Source organism: Oleiphilus messinensis, assembly GCF_002162375.1.
Lineage (GTDB): Bacteria > Pseudomonadota > Gammaproteobacteria > Pseudomonadales > Oleiphilaceae > Oleiphilus > Oleiphilus messinensis.
In genome coordinates this window covers 4,794,589-4,809,603 of sequence record NZ_CP021425.1, presented here as the reverse complement: position 1 = coordinate 4,809,603, position 15,015 = coordinate 4,794,589, and the positions used below count along the sequence as shown (strand labels likewise).

At 46.9% G+C, this 15,015-nt stretch carries 17 protein-coding genes; 13 read left to right on the top strand and 4 right to left on the bottom strand.

Annotated features, from left to right (window positions below; genetic code table 11):
* The first annotated feature begins 47 nt into the window (after positions 1–47).
* From OLMES_RS20770 to OLMES_RS20720, 11 genes are all read left to right on the top strand, one after another.
* A complete protein-coding gene (locus tag OLMES_RS20770; protein ID WP_087463027.1) occupies positions 48–464 on the top strand; it encodes a DUF350 domain-containing protein in 417 nt (138 codons plus the stop codon).
* Positions 465–507: 43 nt separating this feature from the next.
* The gene (locus OLMES_RS20765; protein ID WP_087463026.1) at positions 508–1,152 is read left to right on the top strand and encodes a DUF1190 domain-containing protein; all 645 of its coding nucleotides are present in this window, start codon (positions 508–510) and stop codon (positions 1,150–1,152) included.
* Positions 1,153–2,334 carry a glutathionylspermidine synthase family protein gene (locus OLMES_RS20760; protein ID WP_087463025.1) on the top strand — a complete coding sequence of 394 codons (1,182 nt, stop codon included), beginning with the start codon at positions 1,153–1,155 and terminating at the stop codon, positions 2,332–2,334.
* Complete coding sequence (locus OLMES_RS20755) at positions 2,283–2,693, top strand: hypothetical protein (protein ID WP_198343064.1); 411 nt, start codon at positions 2,283–2,285, stop codon at positions 2,691–2,693. The genes OLMES_RS20760 and OLMES_RS20755 overlap by 52 nt, the downstream gene beginning before the upstream one ends.
* A 33-nt stretch (positions 2,694–2,726) precedes the next feature.
* Positions 2,727–3,365 (top strand): glutathione S-transferase family protein, encoded by a 639-nt coding sequence (locus OLMES_RS20750; protein WP_087463023.1) that lies wholly within the window; start codon positions 2,727–2,729, stop codon positions 3,363–3,365.
* A gap of 233 nt (positions 3,366–3,598) precedes the next feature.
* Positions 3,599–3,862, top strand: a complete 264-nt coding sequence (locus OLMES_RS20745; protein WP_087463022.1) for a BufA1 family periplasmic bufferin-type metallophore — start codon at positions 3,599–3,601, stop codon at positions 3,860–3,862.
* A 36-nt stretch (positions 3,863–3,898) separates the two neighbouring features.
* The gene (gene bufB, locus OLMES_RS20740; RefSeq protein ID WP_087463021.1) at positions 3,899–4,771 is read left to right on the top strand and encodes an MNIO family bufferin maturase; all 873 of its coding nucleotides are present in this window, start codon (positions 3,899–3,901) and stop codon (positions 4,769–4,771) included.
* Positions 4,768–5,562 (top strand): HvfC/BufC N-terminal domain-containing protein, encoded by a 795-nt coding sequence (locus OLMES_RS20735; protein WP_157678429.1) that lies wholly within the window; start codon positions 4,768–4,770, stop codon positions 5,560–5,562. The genes bufB and OLMES_RS20735 overlap by 4 nt, the downstream gene beginning before the upstream one ends.
* A gap of 139 nt (positions 5,563–5,701) precedes the next feature.
* Complete coding sequence (locus OLMES_RS20730; protein WP_087463019.1) at positions 5,702–6,139, top strand: DoxX family protein; 438 nt, start codon at positions 5,702–5,704, stop codon at positions 6,137–6,139.
* A gap of 353 nt (positions 6,140–6,492) precedes the next feature.
* Positions 6,493–7,608, top strand: a complete 1,116-nt coding sequence (locus tag OLMES_RS20725) for a flavin reductase family protein (RefSeq protein WP_157678428.1) — start codon at positions 6,493–6,495, stop codon at positions 7,606–7,608.
* A gap of 33 nt (positions 7,609–7,641) precedes the next feature.
* Positions 7,642–8,730, top strand: a complete 1,089-nt coding sequence (locus OLMES_RS20720; protein ID WP_087463017.1) for a fatty acid desaturase family protein — start codon at positions 7,642–7,644, stop codon at positions 8,728–8,730.
* A 125-nt stretch (positions 8,731–8,855) separates the two neighbouring features.
* On the opposite strand, the gene OLMES_RS20715 is transcribed toward OLMES_RS20720, so the two are convergent.
* Together OLMES_RS20715 and OLMES_RS20710 are read right to left on the bottom strand one after the other, a co-directional pair.
* Positions 8,856–9,278 carry a hypothetical protein gene (locus OLMES_RS20715; protein ID WP_198343063.1) on the bottom strand — a complete coding sequence of 141 codons (423 nt, stop codon included), beginning with the start codon at positions 9,276–9,278 and terminating at the stop codon, positions 8,856–8,858.
* Positions 9,279–9,565: 287 nt separating this feature from the next.
* Positions 9,566–9,862 carry a GIY-YIG nuclease family protein gene (locus OLMES_RS20710; protein WP_269767728.1) on the bottom strand — a complete coding sequence of 99 codons (297 nt, stop codon included), beginning with the start codon at positions 9,860–9,862 and terminating at the stop codon, positions 9,566–9,568.
* A 329-nt stretch (positions 9,863–10,191) separates the two neighbouring features.
* On the opposite strand from OLMES_RS20710, the gene rapA reads away from it, so the two are divergent.
* The gene (gene rapA, locus OLMES_RS20705; protein ID WP_087463014.1) at positions 10,192–13,029 is read left to right on the top strand and encodes an RNA polymerase-associated protein RapA; all 2,838 of its coding nucleotides are present in this window, start codon (positions 10,192–10,194) and stop codon (positions 13,027–13,029) included.
* Here rapA and OLMES_RS20700 read toward each other — a convergent pair.
* On the bottom strand, positions 13,019–14,101 hold the full coding sequence (locus tag OLMES_RS20700) for a CobW family GTP-binding protein (protein ID WP_087463013.1): 1,083 nt from the start codon (positions 14,099–14,101) through the stop codon (positions 13,019–13,021). The two genes, rapA and OLMES_RS20700, sit on opposite strands and share 11 nt — an antisense overlap.
* Before the next feature lie 156 nt (positions 14,102–14,257).
* Here OLMES_RS20700 and OLMES_RS20695 point away from each other — a divergent pair, with 156 nt between their 5' ends.
* Positions 14,258–14,635, top strand: a complete 378-nt coding sequence (locus tag OLMES_RS20695) for a hypothetical protein (protein WP_087463012.1) — start codon at positions 14,258–14,260, stop codon at positions 14,633–14,635.
* A gap of 156 nt (positions 14,636–14,791) precedes the next feature.
* Here OLMES_RS20695 and OLMES_RS28095 read toward each other — a convergent pair whose 3' ends face one another.
* Positions 14,792–14,959: a hypothetical protein gene (locus tag OLMES_RS28095; RefSeq protein WP_157678427.1), complete on the bottom strand. Its 168-nt coding sequence runs from the start codon at positions 14,957–14,959 to the stop codon at positions 14,792–14,794.
* Positions 14,960–15,015 lie beyond the last annotated feature (56 nt).

Sequence of the window (15,015 nt, the reverse complement as noted above, 5' to 3'; positions counted from 1 at the left end):
AATATCATTGGTTTTAAACGTTAGATTTATAAAAACAGGAGTTATTCATGGATGCGGTAATGCACTCTTTATTGGGGTTGGGGAATTTTGCAATTTATTTCGTTTCCTCCCTGATACTCTTAATGTTGTTCAAGATTTTGTACACACTGGTTACGCCTCACGATGAGTGGAAGTTGGTTAAAGAGGAAAAAAATGAAGCGGCAGCACTGGGCATGGTGGGCGCTGTCCTCGGCTTTTCTGTCGCGCTGGGAAGTGCAGCCGCAAATTCAGCATCGCTGATTGATTTCTGGATTTGGGCAGCGGTAGCGTTAATTGCCCAGCTTCTCGCATTTGCCATTATCCGGTTTGTTTTTATGCCCAAGATTGTTCAGCGCATCACCGAGAACGAAAAGTCTGCGGGAATTGTTCTGGGCGGGTTTTCGATCGCTGTCGGTATTCTCAACGCGGCTTGTATGACCTATTAGAATCTTGACCTATTATCCGGTATGACCTACAAGGGAGGATCCCATGAAGCGTACACGATTCATAAATCTCGAACGAATGCGGAAAACGACGCCTGAGCGAAACGTATTCAGAGCCAAGCCTGGATTTCGGGCAAAACCGCTATGTCTGGCGTTGGCAGGCGTTACGTTGGCATCGTGTTCTGATACGGAAGAAGTCGTGGTCTATCGGAATCTGCATGACTGCAAGCTTCAGAACCCTTCGTTGCAGGAACAGTGTGAAACAGCTTATCAGGAGGCGCTTGCCAAAGCGGCGAGTGCTGCCCCTAAATATTTGTCTCGATCTGATTGTGAGGATGAATTTGGGGCAAACACCTGCATTTCCTACCGATCTGAATCGAATATAGACTGGTTTATGCCCGCAATGGCGGGCTTTTTGTTTGCCAAAGCGTTGGATCGCCCTAATTATTATCGTACTCAGCCAATGTTCACCTCTTACAGTTATCACTCGCCGATGCGTGGCCATTGGACTACATCGGATGGTTACCGATATGGCTCAGTCAAAGATCGTCGTGTCACGGTGGATCCCAAGGCCTTCAAACCAAAGCCGAAGGTGAGTAAAACAATTTCCCGTGGTGGATTTGGTTCTAAAGTCGCGGCTAAATCCTCCTGGGGAGGGTCAAGCTCCAAGTCGGGAGGCTGGGGCGGCTAGGTGTTACGCATTCCGATTCAAGAGCGGCCCGGCTGGCGTGAGCAGGCCAACGAGTTTGGTTTTAAATTTCATACCATGTATGGTCAGGCCTACTGGGATGAATCTGCCTATTATCAATTCTCTCTCTCTCAAATTGAAGATGGCATTGAGGATCCGACGGCGGAGCTGCACCAAATGTGTCTCCAGGTTGTCGACCGAGTTGTCAATGACGAAGAGTTGTTACATCGGTTTTGTATACCTGAGCTGTTCTGGGATGCAATCCGGGCTTCATGGCTAGAGGGTGAGCCCAGCTTGTACTCCAGGCTGGATTTTGCTTTCGACGGCATTCAGCCCGCCAAGTTGTATGAAAACAATGCTGATACGCCGACCAGTCTTTATGAATCCGGTTTCTGGCAATGGCTTTGGTTGGAGGACAATGTTAACCGTGGTCGGTTGCACAGGAATTGTGATCAATTCAATTCTTTGCAGGAAAAACTGGTTCGACGCTTCAGCGAGATATTCCAGTACTACTGTAGCGGACGGGAATACCCTCCCTACTTCTATTTCAGCTGCGTGAAAGATACCGATGAAGACCGTGGTACCGTTCAATATCTGGAGGATTGTGCCGTAGAGTCAGGAATACCGACTCAATTTATTCATATTGAGGACGTAGGTGTCGATGCAGGCGGTGCATTTACCGATCTGGATGATCAAGTCATTGAGTTGATGTTCAAGTTGTATCCCTGGGAGTTTATGCTCAGAGAAGAGTATGCACCTGCCATTACCCAGTCCGGTGCAAAATTTGTTGAACCACTCTGGAAATCAGTACTTTCAAATAAAGCATTGTTACCACAGCTGTGGAGTATGTTTCCGGGGCATCCAAATTTATTACCGTCGTATTTTGAGGATCAGCTGCATCGTGCAACAGAGTCAAAACTTGTGCGTAAACCCATATTTTCGAGAGAAGGCGCAAATGTGGCGATGTTGAGTGAAGGAAAGCTCGATCAGGGGACACCGGGTCCATACGGGGAAGAAGGATTCATCTATCAGGCTTACTATCCGTTGCCCCGCTTTGGACACAACTTCACACTGGTGGGCTCATGGTTGGTCGATGATGTCCCTGCAGGGATATCGGTTCGGGAGGATCAGCAATGGGTCACCCAGGACTTGTCGCGCTATTTACCACACGTTATTTTGGGGTAACTTTGCTGATAGCTCCCCTGGGTTGTGTTCTGAAACATACCCCGCGATTACAAACTATAATGAGGCATTCGCCAATGTACGTTTTCTCTGCAACCGGAGTTGCAAAAAAAGACATGGATGGAATTCAGATGGGACAAGAAGTTCCTTTTATTGTTTACATTAGCTTTAAAGACTTATTTGGAGCAGAAAAGCTGTGCCAGCTTTATTTGATTCGAGCTGGTTTTAAAGATATTAAAATCGAAAAACACAAACATGTTAGCCAAAAACTGTTGGACGACTCCCGTGTCGTGAATGCAGATAAGCCGCTCAAGGATGCATTGCAAAGTGGTTATCATATTCAAATGTTTGATGCTCATTAAGTCGGAAAATTCCAATCACTGGAGGTTGATAAAATGCTAACGGTATACGGACACCCCAATACTCGTTCAACCCGCATTACCTGGATGCTGGAGGAACTGGGGCAAGACTACGATTACAAGCTGGTGAACTTTGTAAAGGGGGGGTCCAAGTCAGCAGAATTTCTCGCGATTAATCCTGCCGGTAAAGTGCCTGTACTGGTGGATGGCGATTTGGTGCTGAGCGAATCTGGAGCCATAGTGACCTATCTGGGTGATAAATTCCCCGACCGGGGCCTCGTGCCGGAGGTAGGCAGTGCCGCACGTGCTCACTACCAGCAATGGGCCTTTTTTGCCCTTTGTGAATTGGAACAACCACTTTGGACCATGGCCAAGCACAAGTTTGCCCTGCCAGAAGCGCAAAGAGTACCAGCGGTTCGTGAAACAGCGGTATGGGAGTTTCAAAAAGCACTGGATTTGCTTGATGGACACCTCGCCGACCACACGTTCATCGTTGGTCAGGACTTCAGTGCGGCAGATATTCTGGTCGCGCATACGCTGGCCTGGGGCATGGCATTCAAACAACCGATCACTCAAAAAAATGTACAGCGCTATTTTGCAGCGATTGGTGTGCGTCCTGCGTTGCAAGCTGCAATGAATCGTGAGAAACAGGCATTGGCTGCAGATCAGGCTTGATCATCTATAAAAAGCGTTGACATGTCCGCAAGATCTGCTTTTTTTAATGTGGCGATGAAAAAAATTTCGATGGTCTACATGGGGTTTCGTAAGGTCAATTGGAAAGCATCGCAATTTCCTGAGAGCTAATTGAACTTTTAGGATAGTTGAAGGGTCTATGTTGCAACCGTGAATAAAAAGTCATGGTTTGGCAAGTTCCACTAATGAGTTAGGTATACGAAGAGGATGCATTAATGAGCGATCAAAACAAAACTAAGGCGAGTACTGCAATTGCGGGTGTTCTGGCATTGGGCATGATGGCCTCTGCAGGGAGTGCATTAGCAGCAAAGCCAGGCTTTGAAAAGTGTCAGGGCGTCGTAAAGGCAGGAATGAATGACTGTGGAACCAGCAGTCACAGTTGTGCTGGTCAGGCTTCAAAAGATGGTGATCCCGAAGAGTGGGTATACGTACCAACTGGAACTTGTGCCAAAATTGTGGGTGGTAAAGTCAAGGGCTGAAACCCCTGAGCATGTGTTATCAAGAGGGAGCACGTCATGGTTGATAGTTTTGCAACCAGTGGTGAACTGCGGGGTGTTGGGTTGGGTTTAAGAGCTCAACACTACCAGGACATTTTGCAAGGCGAGCCTGACGTTCCCTGGTTTGAGGCGCTAACCGATAATTATATGGAGCCAGGCGGTTTGCCGCTATTTCATCTACGGGAAGTCGCGAAGCGTTATCCGGTTACCTTTCATGGTGTCGGACTGTCTTTAGGGTCGGTAGATCCATTGGATGAAGCGTATTTGCAGCGGCTGAGGGCGTTAGTTAACGACTTTCAGCCGGTCAAAGTTTCGGATCATTTGTGCTGGTCTTCAGTTAATGGAATTCATGGCAATGACTTGTTTCCATTGCCATATAGCCCCCAGGCACTTGATCACATCGTATCCCGGATTGAACAAGTTCAGGATTTTCTCGGGCGGCAAATTCTTGTCGAGAATGTTTCAAGTTATCTCACTTATCAATCGGATTGCATGACTGAATGGGAGTTTGTGTCTGAAGTCGTGAATCGATCCGGATGTGGTCTTTTGTGTGACGTTAATAATATTTACGTGAGCGCGAAAAATCATCAATTTGATCCAATTATGTATTTGCAAAGCTTACCAAAAGATGCGATTCAGGAACTCCATCTCGCTGGTTTTGAAGATATGGGGACGCACCTGCTTGATACCCATGGTGCATCTATCCATGAGGGTGTCTGGTGCTTGTACCGACAGGCTATTGAATTGTATGGCCCGTTGCCAACACTGATTGAATGGGACACAAATATACCCTCGTTTGAAGTATTGCTTCATGAAGCGCAAAAAGCGGAGCGTATCCTGGTTAATGATTTACCGTCTCGGCAACGCAGCCCTTTGAGTGAATGCCGATGACGTCCGTTAATGAACTGGAAAAAATACAATCCTTGTTTATGCAGGCGGTGTCAGGGGAAGCCGTTGATGCGGGACAGTTTATCCAGTCGGGACGGAACCTGTCAGCTGCAGATTCACTCGCGGTATATCGAGGAAGTGTTCGAGGCACATTGATATCAACGCTTGAGCAGATTTTCCCTGTTATTCTCAAATTGGTGGGGAATGATTTTTTTGCCCAGATGGCGCGAGACTATGTTAGCCAAACACCGTCCCGCTCCGCCAATCTGAATGATTATGGCGCGGATTTTCCGCGTTATATATCCACGTGTTCTGCATTAATCGAGTATCCGTATCTACCCGACGTGGCACAACTGGAGTGGTTGTGGCACCGCGTTTATCACCGTGCGGAGACGGAAATCTTCGACATTTCTGTTTTGGCTGAGGTGCCTGCTGAGTGCCATGGGAGACTTATCTTTTATCCTCCTGAAGCATTTGCAATATTGGCGTCGAATTATCCGGTCGGAGAGATTTGGCGATTAAATCAGTCTGATACGTTTGATCAAGAATTTGAGCTGGATCAGGGATCTTATTGGTATTTAATTCACCGGGTTGAGCTGCAAATGCAGATTCTTCCGCTTTCTCGAGGTCAGTGGGAGTTTTGTTCCGGTTTGCAATCGAGGATGCCACTTGAAGATATCGGGCAAGCTCTTGAGCACGTGGCTCCAGATGAAAACCTGAGCGACTTGTTGGTCTCTGCAGTTACCCAATGCTGGATTGGTGGGGTGGACATTCCGGATCATGCAGTAGAATAGCCGGTGAATGCTCGAATTTACTGGATTAGCTTGTATAAACTGATGCCCAGTCTTTTAGCTCCTGGATCTATGCATTTTGACAGACACGATGGCGTTGCACTTCATTGCAATGTAACGAAAAGAGAGGACTCCGTTAACGATGAATATTTTGGTATCGCCTTATCTTGGTGGGATTTCCCTGGTCGATAAGCTTCAACCGGTCGTCAATCTGGTTTTTAGAGGTTGGGTGGCGTATGTCTTTTTTCTCTCTGGTCTGACAAAGATTAAAAGCTGGGATTCCACGTTGGCATTGTTTGAATACGAGTACGCTGTACCCCTGATCAATTTTAAACTGGCAGCTTATGCCGCGACCGCTGCTGAGCTGATATTCCCGGTGCTGTTGGTATTGGGGCTATTCGGGCGAATTTCGGCTTTAGCGCTTTTCGTGCTGAATTGGGTAGCGGCAATTTCCTATCCTGATATCAGTGCTGCTGGCATTAAGGATCACTACTTCTGGGGAACAATGTTGCTGGTTTTAATTGTCTATGGACCCGGGAGCTGGTCTCTTGACCACTTGATCAAGCGTCGTTTTGTTTAAAACTCTTTTTTATCATTCCTTTTCTTTTGCTGGCCGAACCCTTGTCATTGCTGCAGGGGTTTTTCATTTTTCGGTTACCTCTCATTAATTTTCCCTTTCGTTTATTTCCTGCTTGATTGATTCTCAATGCCAATTTAGCTCTGAAAAGCTATTTTTCTTGCTTCGTCTTCTTGGTTTTATGGTACGGCTGTAAATATCAGCTCCTTTAATTTATTTGCACTACATTGAAAAATAAGAATAAATGTAAAATTAAAAAATTTTGATTTGAAAATAATTTAAAAATAGCGTACAAATGTACGCTGAAATTTGGAGATTTTTTGCTGACAGCAACTTTGTCAGGAGGTTACTGCGTCGTGTCATTGAGTTTACGGAAAACTACGGAATGGATGTCCTTTGCTTTGTGTAACCACAAGCAAGTGGGCGCTTTTTTTGAGCCGCTTATTCAGAGTTATTTACCAGGGTGGACAGTAAATGGCTTCAGAGCACAGATTAAGGATATTGGTCGGGAATCGGGTAGCGTTGTTTCGTTGACTTTGCGTCCGGATCAATCATGGCAGGGCTTTCAGGCTGGCCAGTACATCAATCTGACGGTTGAAATAAACGGAGCAAAACTGACGCGTTGTTTCAGCATCAGCAGTTCTCCCGAGACCTATCGGATGACCGGAACAGTTCGGCTCACTATTCGCGAGCAGGATCAGGGGGTGGTTACTCCGTGGTTAGCGACCGGATTAAAAAAAGGCGGTTATGTTTCTTTGTCAGCGGCTTGTGGTGAATTTGTTGTCCAGCGCAACGGCGTACCCAAGGTTTTCATCGCAGCGGGGGTCGGAATCACGCCCATTTTGAGCATGCTTTCCGATCTTGTTGATCAAGGCGAATCCAAACCGGTCAAGTTGCTTTATTACGGCTCGGATCACCTGTTCCGCAGCGAATTGTCTGCGCTGGAGTCGGCCAAGTCGAATTTTAGTTTCGATTTTTTGAACACGCGGGAATCGGGTTATTTTGATCGGGAAACCGTTCAACGCTTGCTTGAACAATATGCGCCTGAACAATTTGAAAAACCCGATTATTACATCTGTGGGCCCGGCGAGATGATTACAAGTGTTGAGCAGATACTAAAGGACTCAGGGGTAAGCCCGGAGCGAATTCATTTTGAGTTCTTCGGTGTTCCTCGCGCGCTTGATGTGCAAGTGTCTGAGTCCGGGCAGGCATCAAGGGCTGTTGCATTTAGCCAAACTCAGGCAGAGGTGTCTGTGGAACCTGGTGATCGTCGGACGTTGTTAGAGATTGCTGAAGGTGCAGGATTAAACCCTGTGCATGGTTGTCGGGCTGGCGTGTGTCATCAGTGTAGCTGTCGCAAGCTGGGTGGCCGAGTGCAGAATATTCTAACCGGACAGGTTTCGGATGGCGGAGCTGAACTGGTGCAATTGTGTATCAGTCAGCCTGTTGATGATGTTGAATTGGCTTTGTAAATAGGTTTTTCATTTTTCTGGAGGAGAACAACGATGCACACGCTGTCAAATGAGCAATTTGATCAGCTCGCTCAGGAGTTAGATGAAGTCAAGGGGCGGGTTCTGCAGCGGGTTGGACAGCAGGATGCTGATTACATCCGGCGGATGATCCGTATACAGCGATTCAGTGAAATATTTGGTCGAATTTCGCTGGTATTGGGTTTCTTGCATTGGTCATTTTGGATTGTTGGTGTTGGTTTGCTCGCGCTGGCAAAAATTCTCGACAACATGGAAATCGGTCATAACGTTTTACACGGGCAATATGACTGGATGAATGACCCTTATATCAACTCAAATACTTTTGAGTGGGATAATGTCTGTGACTCGCAGTCCTGGAAGCGTACCCATAATTTTGAGCATCACACTTATACCAATATTCTCGGTAAGGATCGGGACTTTGGTTATGGTATCTTCCGTTTGACGAATGAATATCGATGGAAGCCTAAAAATATTTGGCAATTTTTCAGCTACATGACATTAAGTATTCTCTTTGAGTGGGGTGTTGCCTTTCATGAATTGGCTGGACGCCGAGTCTTTTTCGGCAAGAAAAAGGAAGGTGAAAAGCACTTTGTCAGTGACCAGGAACTTAAATCTGCCTTCTATCGCAAGAGCTCACGCCAGGTATTCAAAGACTACATATTTTTCCCGCTCATTTCCGGGCCGATGTTCATACCGGTTTTACTGGGTAACCTGACAGCGAATCTCATCAGAAATCTTTGGACTTCCACAATTATTTTTTGTGGCCATTTCACGGAAGGCGTACATGTTTTCAAGGAAGAGGATTGTGCCAACGAGTCCAGAGGGCAGTGGTATTATCGTCAGATGTTGGGGTCGTCCAATTTGCAGGGGCCCAAGTGGTTTCACATTCTGACCGGGCACCTGAGTTGTCAGATAGAACATCATTTGTTCCCGGATATTCCTGCCCCCCGTTATATTGAAGTGGCTCCGGATGTGCAACGTATTGCGGCTAAGTATGGTATCGAGTACAACACGGGGAGCTTCTGGAAACAATACGGAACCGTACTGAAACGAATCATTCGCCATTCGTTCCCGGATCGTGGTCAGCCAGCGATGGCGAGTTAGAAAGAAAGGTCAGTCAGGATCTTGCCAGCGGGGCGATTCTGGCGTGATCCTGAACGCAGGAAACCCGGTAGATATTACCGGGTTTTCAGCAATGCGCGAACTGAGTCAGAGTTTGCGTTGCCAGTTCAGAGGCTCTGTTCTGGCTGCCAGTTAAAAGGGACGGTGAACGTGTCTCCTTGCAATGCCAATATCGTTTTGTCCGTATTAGCTTCTACAATCGATAGTTCAGACTGTGCATAAAGACGATTCAGCGAGTCGGTCAGTTGCGTTTTGTATGCTTCAATGCCAGGCGCGACGTATACGCTTAGTATATCCTTGCTCAGTGTGAACTTTTGTTGGTAAATGTTCTTTTGCACGGACAGGTCTTTGGCGACCATCTTGTAGTATTCTTCGTTTTCTTCCTGAATGGTTGCGTATCCAAAAACGCCCATGATGACGCCCGCCGCAAAAAGTAGCGGCATCATTACACCGTATACTTTTGCTTTTTTATCTGCTTCTGCCTGTGTCTTACTTAACTGCAATGGTGAACGTGAAGTTAAAGTACCCATGATCATATCAGCCCCGTTTTGGTGTATTCCGTTTCCAATTATTGAAATGATAAACCCATTGGACGACATATAAAGCTTTGAATTGTGAAAGATTGTCAGAGCTTTTTTGCGCGATGTATCAGGGTGGTTTTATGCAATACAACCAAGCCAGAATGCAATTGAAGCCGTCTCTTGTTTATCCTGTGATTGATATGCGCTACCGAAACCGGGTTCCCCTCATCTAATTTGAAATTCGGAATCTTTTTGTGAAGTCGTATACATTCTGGTGAGGATGACCCGTGGCGGAGTTACGGGGCATTGAGCTGATTGAGGGTTTTTTCCAAAATATTACAGTATTGGCTTATTTGGTTTTCATCGGTGTTGATCAGTTGTAGTTTTTGTTGCCGAGAGAGCTGCTTAATTTGGTATTCACGCTGGCTGGCTGTTGCACGAATCAAGTTGTTTTCCATGTATATGACCTGAGCCGGCTTGGTTTTACGAAAATATTTAGCACCTTGCCCCCGGTAGTGCTGGGTGACCCGTCTCGGCATATCCGTTGTGATGCCTGTGTACAGACTCCCGTCGGTGCAGCGAATGATGTACACGCACCAAGTGCTTGCTGTTTGATTATTGACTTTTGTATTTGTTTGCACTGTTCAATAGTGGAGGATCGTCTGATTGTAAAAAAGTGAATTATTTTGTGCCGTTGTAACTGCAAAATTGGCCGTGAATCTCCGTATAGTAGTCTTTGTGTGCGACCTTTTTCAATTTTAAATCAGGTTACTAGGGCACTGTTTTTACCTCGTTTTGTAGAAAGTTGCAGTATTTTTAATACATAAATCTGTCAAGTAAATAGTCTGTTGGGCTTGAGAAGGTCGTGCTAGAATACGCGCCCTCAAATCTCCACCTCAGCGTTCGAAGGTTTTTTGTATCTATGTCATTTAGTATTGGTCAACGATGGGTCAGTCTTACCGAATCCCACTTGGGTCTGGGTATGATCGCAGAATTCACTGGAAGACAGGTCACCGTCAGTTTTCCCGCAGCAGGCGAAATGCGGGTGTATGCAAGTAACAATGCTCCTTTGAGCCGGGTTTTATATGGCGAGGGCGACACGATTCGTACCGCCGACAACAGACAGTTACTGGTGACTGCTGTTGAAGAGTTTCAGGGTATTTTGAAATACACCGGTACGGATGAATACGGTAAATCCCATACCATTCGCGAAGTGCAACTGGATTGCTTCACTCAGCTGATTGCACCCCAGCAACGTTTATTCAGTGGGCACTACAACAAGAAAGCACCTTTTCAACTCCGCGTTGAAACACTCAATTTGCTAAATGATTTACAACAATCCAATGCGAAAGGCTTGATTGGTTCCCGTACTAGTCACTTACCCCATCAGATTTACATCGCCAGTGAAGTGGCTCGTCGACACGCTCCTCGTGTTTTACTCGCCGATGAAGTCGGGCTCGGTAAAACAATTGAAGCGGGAATGATATTGCATTATCAACTGCACACGGGGCGAGCGTCCAGAGTGTTGATTGTCGTACCGGACAGTCTTGTGCATCAATGGCTCGTTGAAATGTTGCGTCGATTCAATCTTAAATTCTCGATCTTCGACAAGGCCCGTTTTGATGCAATCAAAGCAGAGGGACAGGAGAACCCGTTCGAAGCAGAACAACTCGTATTAACCAGTCTTTCATTCCTGGCTGGAAATGATCAGGTATCTGCCCTGGCAAACGCTGCGGGTTGGGATATGTTAATCGTCGATGAAGCGCATCATTTGCACTGGGATGAAACGCAATCCAGTCGTGAATATCAATGTGTGGAAGCACTTTCTGCGGTCAGTGAGGGCTTGTTGTTGTTAACTGCAACGCCTGAGCAGATCGGTCTGGAGAGTCACTTTGCGCGGTTACGGCTGCTGGATCCGTCCCGGTTTTATGATCTGGAAGTGTTCAAGGCGGAAGAGGCGGGGTACCAAAAGCTGAATGAAGTCGTCCAACGTCTGCAAGAGCGGGATAGTTTGGCAGGTAAAGAGCCCCTGGAGGATGATTTGGTTCATGTGCTCAGGGATTACCTGGGTGATGAAGCGGAACAGCTGATTTCGGGCGAGGCGGCGAATCTGGAGCTGATTATCGAGAAGCTGCTTGATCGTCACGGCACTGGGCGGGTTTTGTTCCGTAATACCCGTTCAGCCGTTAAAGGCTTCCCTGAACGTGTATTACACACGCACGCACTGAAGTGTCCGGCTTTATACGAGGCGGATATGAAACGCTTCAGTATCAGTGGCCTGACCCCTGAACGTAATATTGAAGATTTGTTCTGGCTCAAGATCGATCCTCGAGTGACCTGGCTAACTGAGTTTCTCAAAGAAAACCGCCAGGAGAAAGTGCTGGTAATTTGTGCGAAAGAATCAACCGCATCAGAATTGGAACAGCACCTCCGGCTGTATGAAGGTGTTCGCAGTGCTGCGTTCACTGAATCCATGTCGATTATTGAGCGCGACAGAGCTGGTGCGTATTTTGCAGAAACTGAAAATGGTGCACAGGTATTAATTTGTTCGGAGATTGGCAGTGAAGGCCGTAATTTCCAGTTTTCCCGTCATTTGATCTTGTTTGATCTACCGCTTAATCCTGACTTGTTGGAACAACGCATCGGTCGTCTGGATCGAATCGGTCAGGTGCATGATATCAACATTCACGTCCCCTTCATCGAGAACACCTCCCAACAGTATCTCTATCGCTGGTATAAAGAGGGGATGAACCTGTTCGCCCGCCCCATTGGTGTGGCATACAGTATCTACGAGCAATTTGCAGAACGCCTTGAAGCGGAGCTGTGTCATCCTTCTGAGCGATTTGAAGCGCTGTTGCAAGAAGCTGCAGCGAAAACGGAAAGCACCTTGGCCGCTCAGGAAGAAGGTCGTGACAAGCTTCTGGAGCTGCATTCCTGCAATGAAGAGAAGGCTGCTGAAGTAATTGCCTTGATTGAAGATGCAGAAGAGGGTAGTCAGCTTCAGGAGTATATGGAAAATGTCTTTAACTTGTTTGGTGTTGATTGTGAGTATCATTCAGAAAATGCCCGCATATTAAGGCCGACAGAGCATATGCACAGTGGCTATTTCCCTGGCGTAAGCGACGAGGATGGCACCACGATTACCTACTCCAGAAAACAGGCGCTGAGTCGTGATGACATGCAATTTGTGAGTTGGGAACACCCCATGGTGGTTGAATCCATGGAGATGATTCTGAATTCAGAATTCGGTAACGCCTCATTGGCGACCATGGCAGTTAAAGCGCTCAAGCCCGGGACACTCTTGCTCGAAGCGGTTTTCACAATCAACTGTGTCGCACCGAAACGCTTCCAGATTGAGCAGTTTTTGCCGATTTCGCCAATCCGTGTGCTGGTGGATATTAACGGCCAGGATCTCAGCCAGGTCGTACCTCATGACAAGCTGAATACCCTGTGTGACAATGTTAAAAAGCCCACCGGCCAAGCGCTCCTGAAGCAAGTGAAGAGTGAAATCGAGACCATGCTTGAGCATGCAACCGGATTCGCAGAAAAACAGCTACCGGATATTCGTGAGCAAGCGCAGAATACGTTGCAGTTGAAAATGATGCCAGAACTGGAAAGAATTCTGGCATTGAAGAAGATCAACCCTTCCATCCGAGATGAGGAAGTGGAGTATTTTCGTAGTTGCATCGAGCAGGGCGCGCGAGCCATTGGTCGTTCTGCCGTTCAACTGCAGGCGCTTCGTCTAATCGTCAATACTTGATATTCGGGCCTGGTAGTTGGCTGTTGGCTAACAGTTCAGCTTCCAGGCTTTTCGCTGAGAGGGGCTGGTTGTGAATAATTTCTATTCTCGAATCATTGCCCTGATCACTCGACATGACCGATACCGTACCATCACTGCACTGAAAAACCTTAAAACCTTCTTCTGTGTTCAAGAGTCCTTTAGCCCTGAGCGGCTGTACACGGTAAAGTAAATCCATGATTGAGCGGGTTGCCAATACCGTGGATTCAGGAAATACCCAGCCATAACTGAAAAATGTACCGTCAGAATTCTCGCTTCGCTGGATTTCGGTGGTGTGTGATTCGGGTAATTGGGCCACTGGCATCGCGTGTGGTTCGTTTTTTAGCAGTGGGCTATTCAAAAGTCGGGGGTGGTGGCCCGCTCCTGGTGGCTTTTCATCCTTCATCTTTTCTGTGTGTCGTCTAAGTTCGGCTAGGCGATTCGGGTAACTCAGATACTCAGGATTAATCTGTCCTCCGGTTACCCAGTCTGTGGCGAGATAGTCTTGTGTATTTGCCTGCTTCTGAAATACTGCTTTGTCCTCCGGTGAACAGAGGTCTGTTTTGTTTGCGATCAAAACATCCGCGATTGTTAGCTGATCCCTGAATATATCATGCTCAAGATAGCGCTTGTCGCTCAGTTTTGCTGGGTTTACCAGGGTAATGGTTGCTTCAAGCTTGACTGTTTTTTCGTAGAACTCTGAGCTCAAAATATTCAGTACCTCACGAGCGTGGCCCAGCCCTGAAGGCTCGATAATAAGCCGGTCAGGTTTGCGTGCCAGCAGAAAATTCAAGCCGATCTGCATCGGCAGACCATTGGTGCAACACATACAGCCGCCGGGTATTTCTCTTACATTGACACCAGTGCGTTCGAGCAAAGCGCCATCAATTCCGGTTTCCCCGAATTCGTTAACTAACACTGCCCATTCTTCGTGGGCCGGTTTATTGGCAAGCAGATGGAGTATTGTTGTGGTTTTTCCCGCTCCCAGAAAGCCGGTGATGATGTTGGTTGGAATTTGAGTGGCGAGGATGGTGTCAGGGGTAAATAACTTCATTGAAAGTGGTTCTCGGTGGGTAAGGCGGGTTCTGAACTCGCAAACTGAAGTGAATAGGCGACATATGTTGACGCTTTGAGGTTTATAGTAAACAACATCTCAAGCGTTCTGGTCAACAGATCCTAATTTGTCATTACAAACAAGTGAGGCGTTATTATGCCCCAATTACCCAGTGGTATGCATGTATCTGTAACTATCGATCCAGTGCTGAACGCGGCTGGAAAAGGTGACTTTATGACCCACGCAGTCATTCTGGCTGATGTCAAAACGTTGCAGGATTTTCTGCAATTGGTCGCGGTTGTTTACTACCCTTGTGAAGATAGCAGTAACCCCGGCGCTGGCTGCGTCAAAACCGAGCCCGTTTTGTCCGGTTTAACCGCAGCAGATGTCCTCACCGAAAAATGTCGCTGGTCAGAAAAGGATAAAATCTGGTTTGTGCAGTGGCTGGATTCAGAAAGTATTCAACATTGGCTAGCGGAATCCTACCGGGAAGTATGCACCGTTGTACAGCGGGTTATCGCTGAACTGCCTTGATGAGGGCAGAGGATAGTCGGACAGACTCTGCTAAAGTTTTTTCGGTCAGTTCTGCATGTCTGGATGCATAGGCTCTATCGTTGGTATTTCTTAAGTCGGAAGGGAAAGCTCTGCCTGTCCTTGCATAATGAGGACATGCCTTTGTTCCAAAATTTTTTAGTCTTTTACTTCCACAAACAGCGATGGGGCACCCTGCTTAAATTTTTTCATCCCCTCTTCTCGGGCTTTGGCAAAAGAGCGCTCAAGCTCCTTCAAATTGTCCTCTGTCGGGATAAGTTTTTCTTGGTACCGATCCTTCGGCTTTTGGTCTTGCTTGTTGAGCATACGCATTCCTTTTGTTAGTAAGTAGCCAATTTCTATACGGCAGCGTATCATACACA

Coding starts and splice junctions, on each gene's coding strand:
- OLMES_RS20695 (WP_087463012.1), top strand. CDS start 14,258: ATGCCCCAATTACCCAGTGGTATGCATGTATCTGTAACTATCGATCCA.
- OLMES_RS28095 (WP_157678427.1), bottom strand. CDS start 14,959: ATGCTCAACAAGCAAGACCAAAAGCCGAAGGATCGGTACCAAGAAAAA.
- OLMES_RS20715 (WP_198343063.1), bottom strand. CDS start 9,278: ATGGGTACTTTAACTTCACGTTCACCATTGCAGTTAAGTAAGACACAG.
- rapA (WP_087463014.1), top strand. CDS start 10,192: ATGTCATTTAGTATTGGTCAACGATGGGTCAGTCTTACCGAATCCCAC.
- OLMES_RS20765 (WP_087463026.1), top strand. CDS start 508: ATGAAGCGTACACGATTCATAAATCTCGAACGAATGCGGAAAACGACG.
- bufB (WP_087463021.1), top strand. CDS start 3,899: ATGGTTGATAGTTTTGCAACCAGTGGTGAACTGCGGGGTGTTGGGTTG.
- OLMES_RS20750 (WP_087463023.1), top strand. CDS start 2,727: ATGCTAACGGTATACGGACACCCCAATACTCGTTCAACCCGCATTACC.
- OLMES_RS20735 (WP_157678429.1), top strand. CDS start 4,768: ATGACGTCCGTTAATGAACTGGAAAAAATACAATCCTTGTTTATGCAG.
- OLMES_RS20700 (WP_087463013.1), bottom strand. CDS start 14,101: ATGAAGTTATTTACCCCTGACACCATCCTCGCCACTCAAATTCCAACC.
- OLMES_RS20720 (WP_087463017.1), top strand. CDS start 7,642: ATGCACACGCTGTCAAATGAGCAATTTGATCAGCTCGCTCAGGAGTTA.
- OLMES_RS20730 (WP_087463019.1), top strand. CDS start 5,702: ATGAATATTTTGGTATCGCCTTATCTTGGTGGGATTTCCCTGGTCGAT.
- OLMES_RS20745 (WP_087463022.1), top strand. CDS start 3,599: ATGAGCGATCAAAACAAAACTAAGGCGAGTACTGCAATTGCGGGTGTT.
- OLMES_RS20770 (WP_087463027.1), top strand. CDS start 48: ATGGATGCGGTAATGCACTCTTTATTGGGGTTGGGGAATTTTGCAATT.
- OLMES_RS20755 (WP_198343064.1), top strand. CDS start 2,283: ATGGGTCACCCAGGACTTGTCGCGCTATTTACCACACGTTATTTTGGG.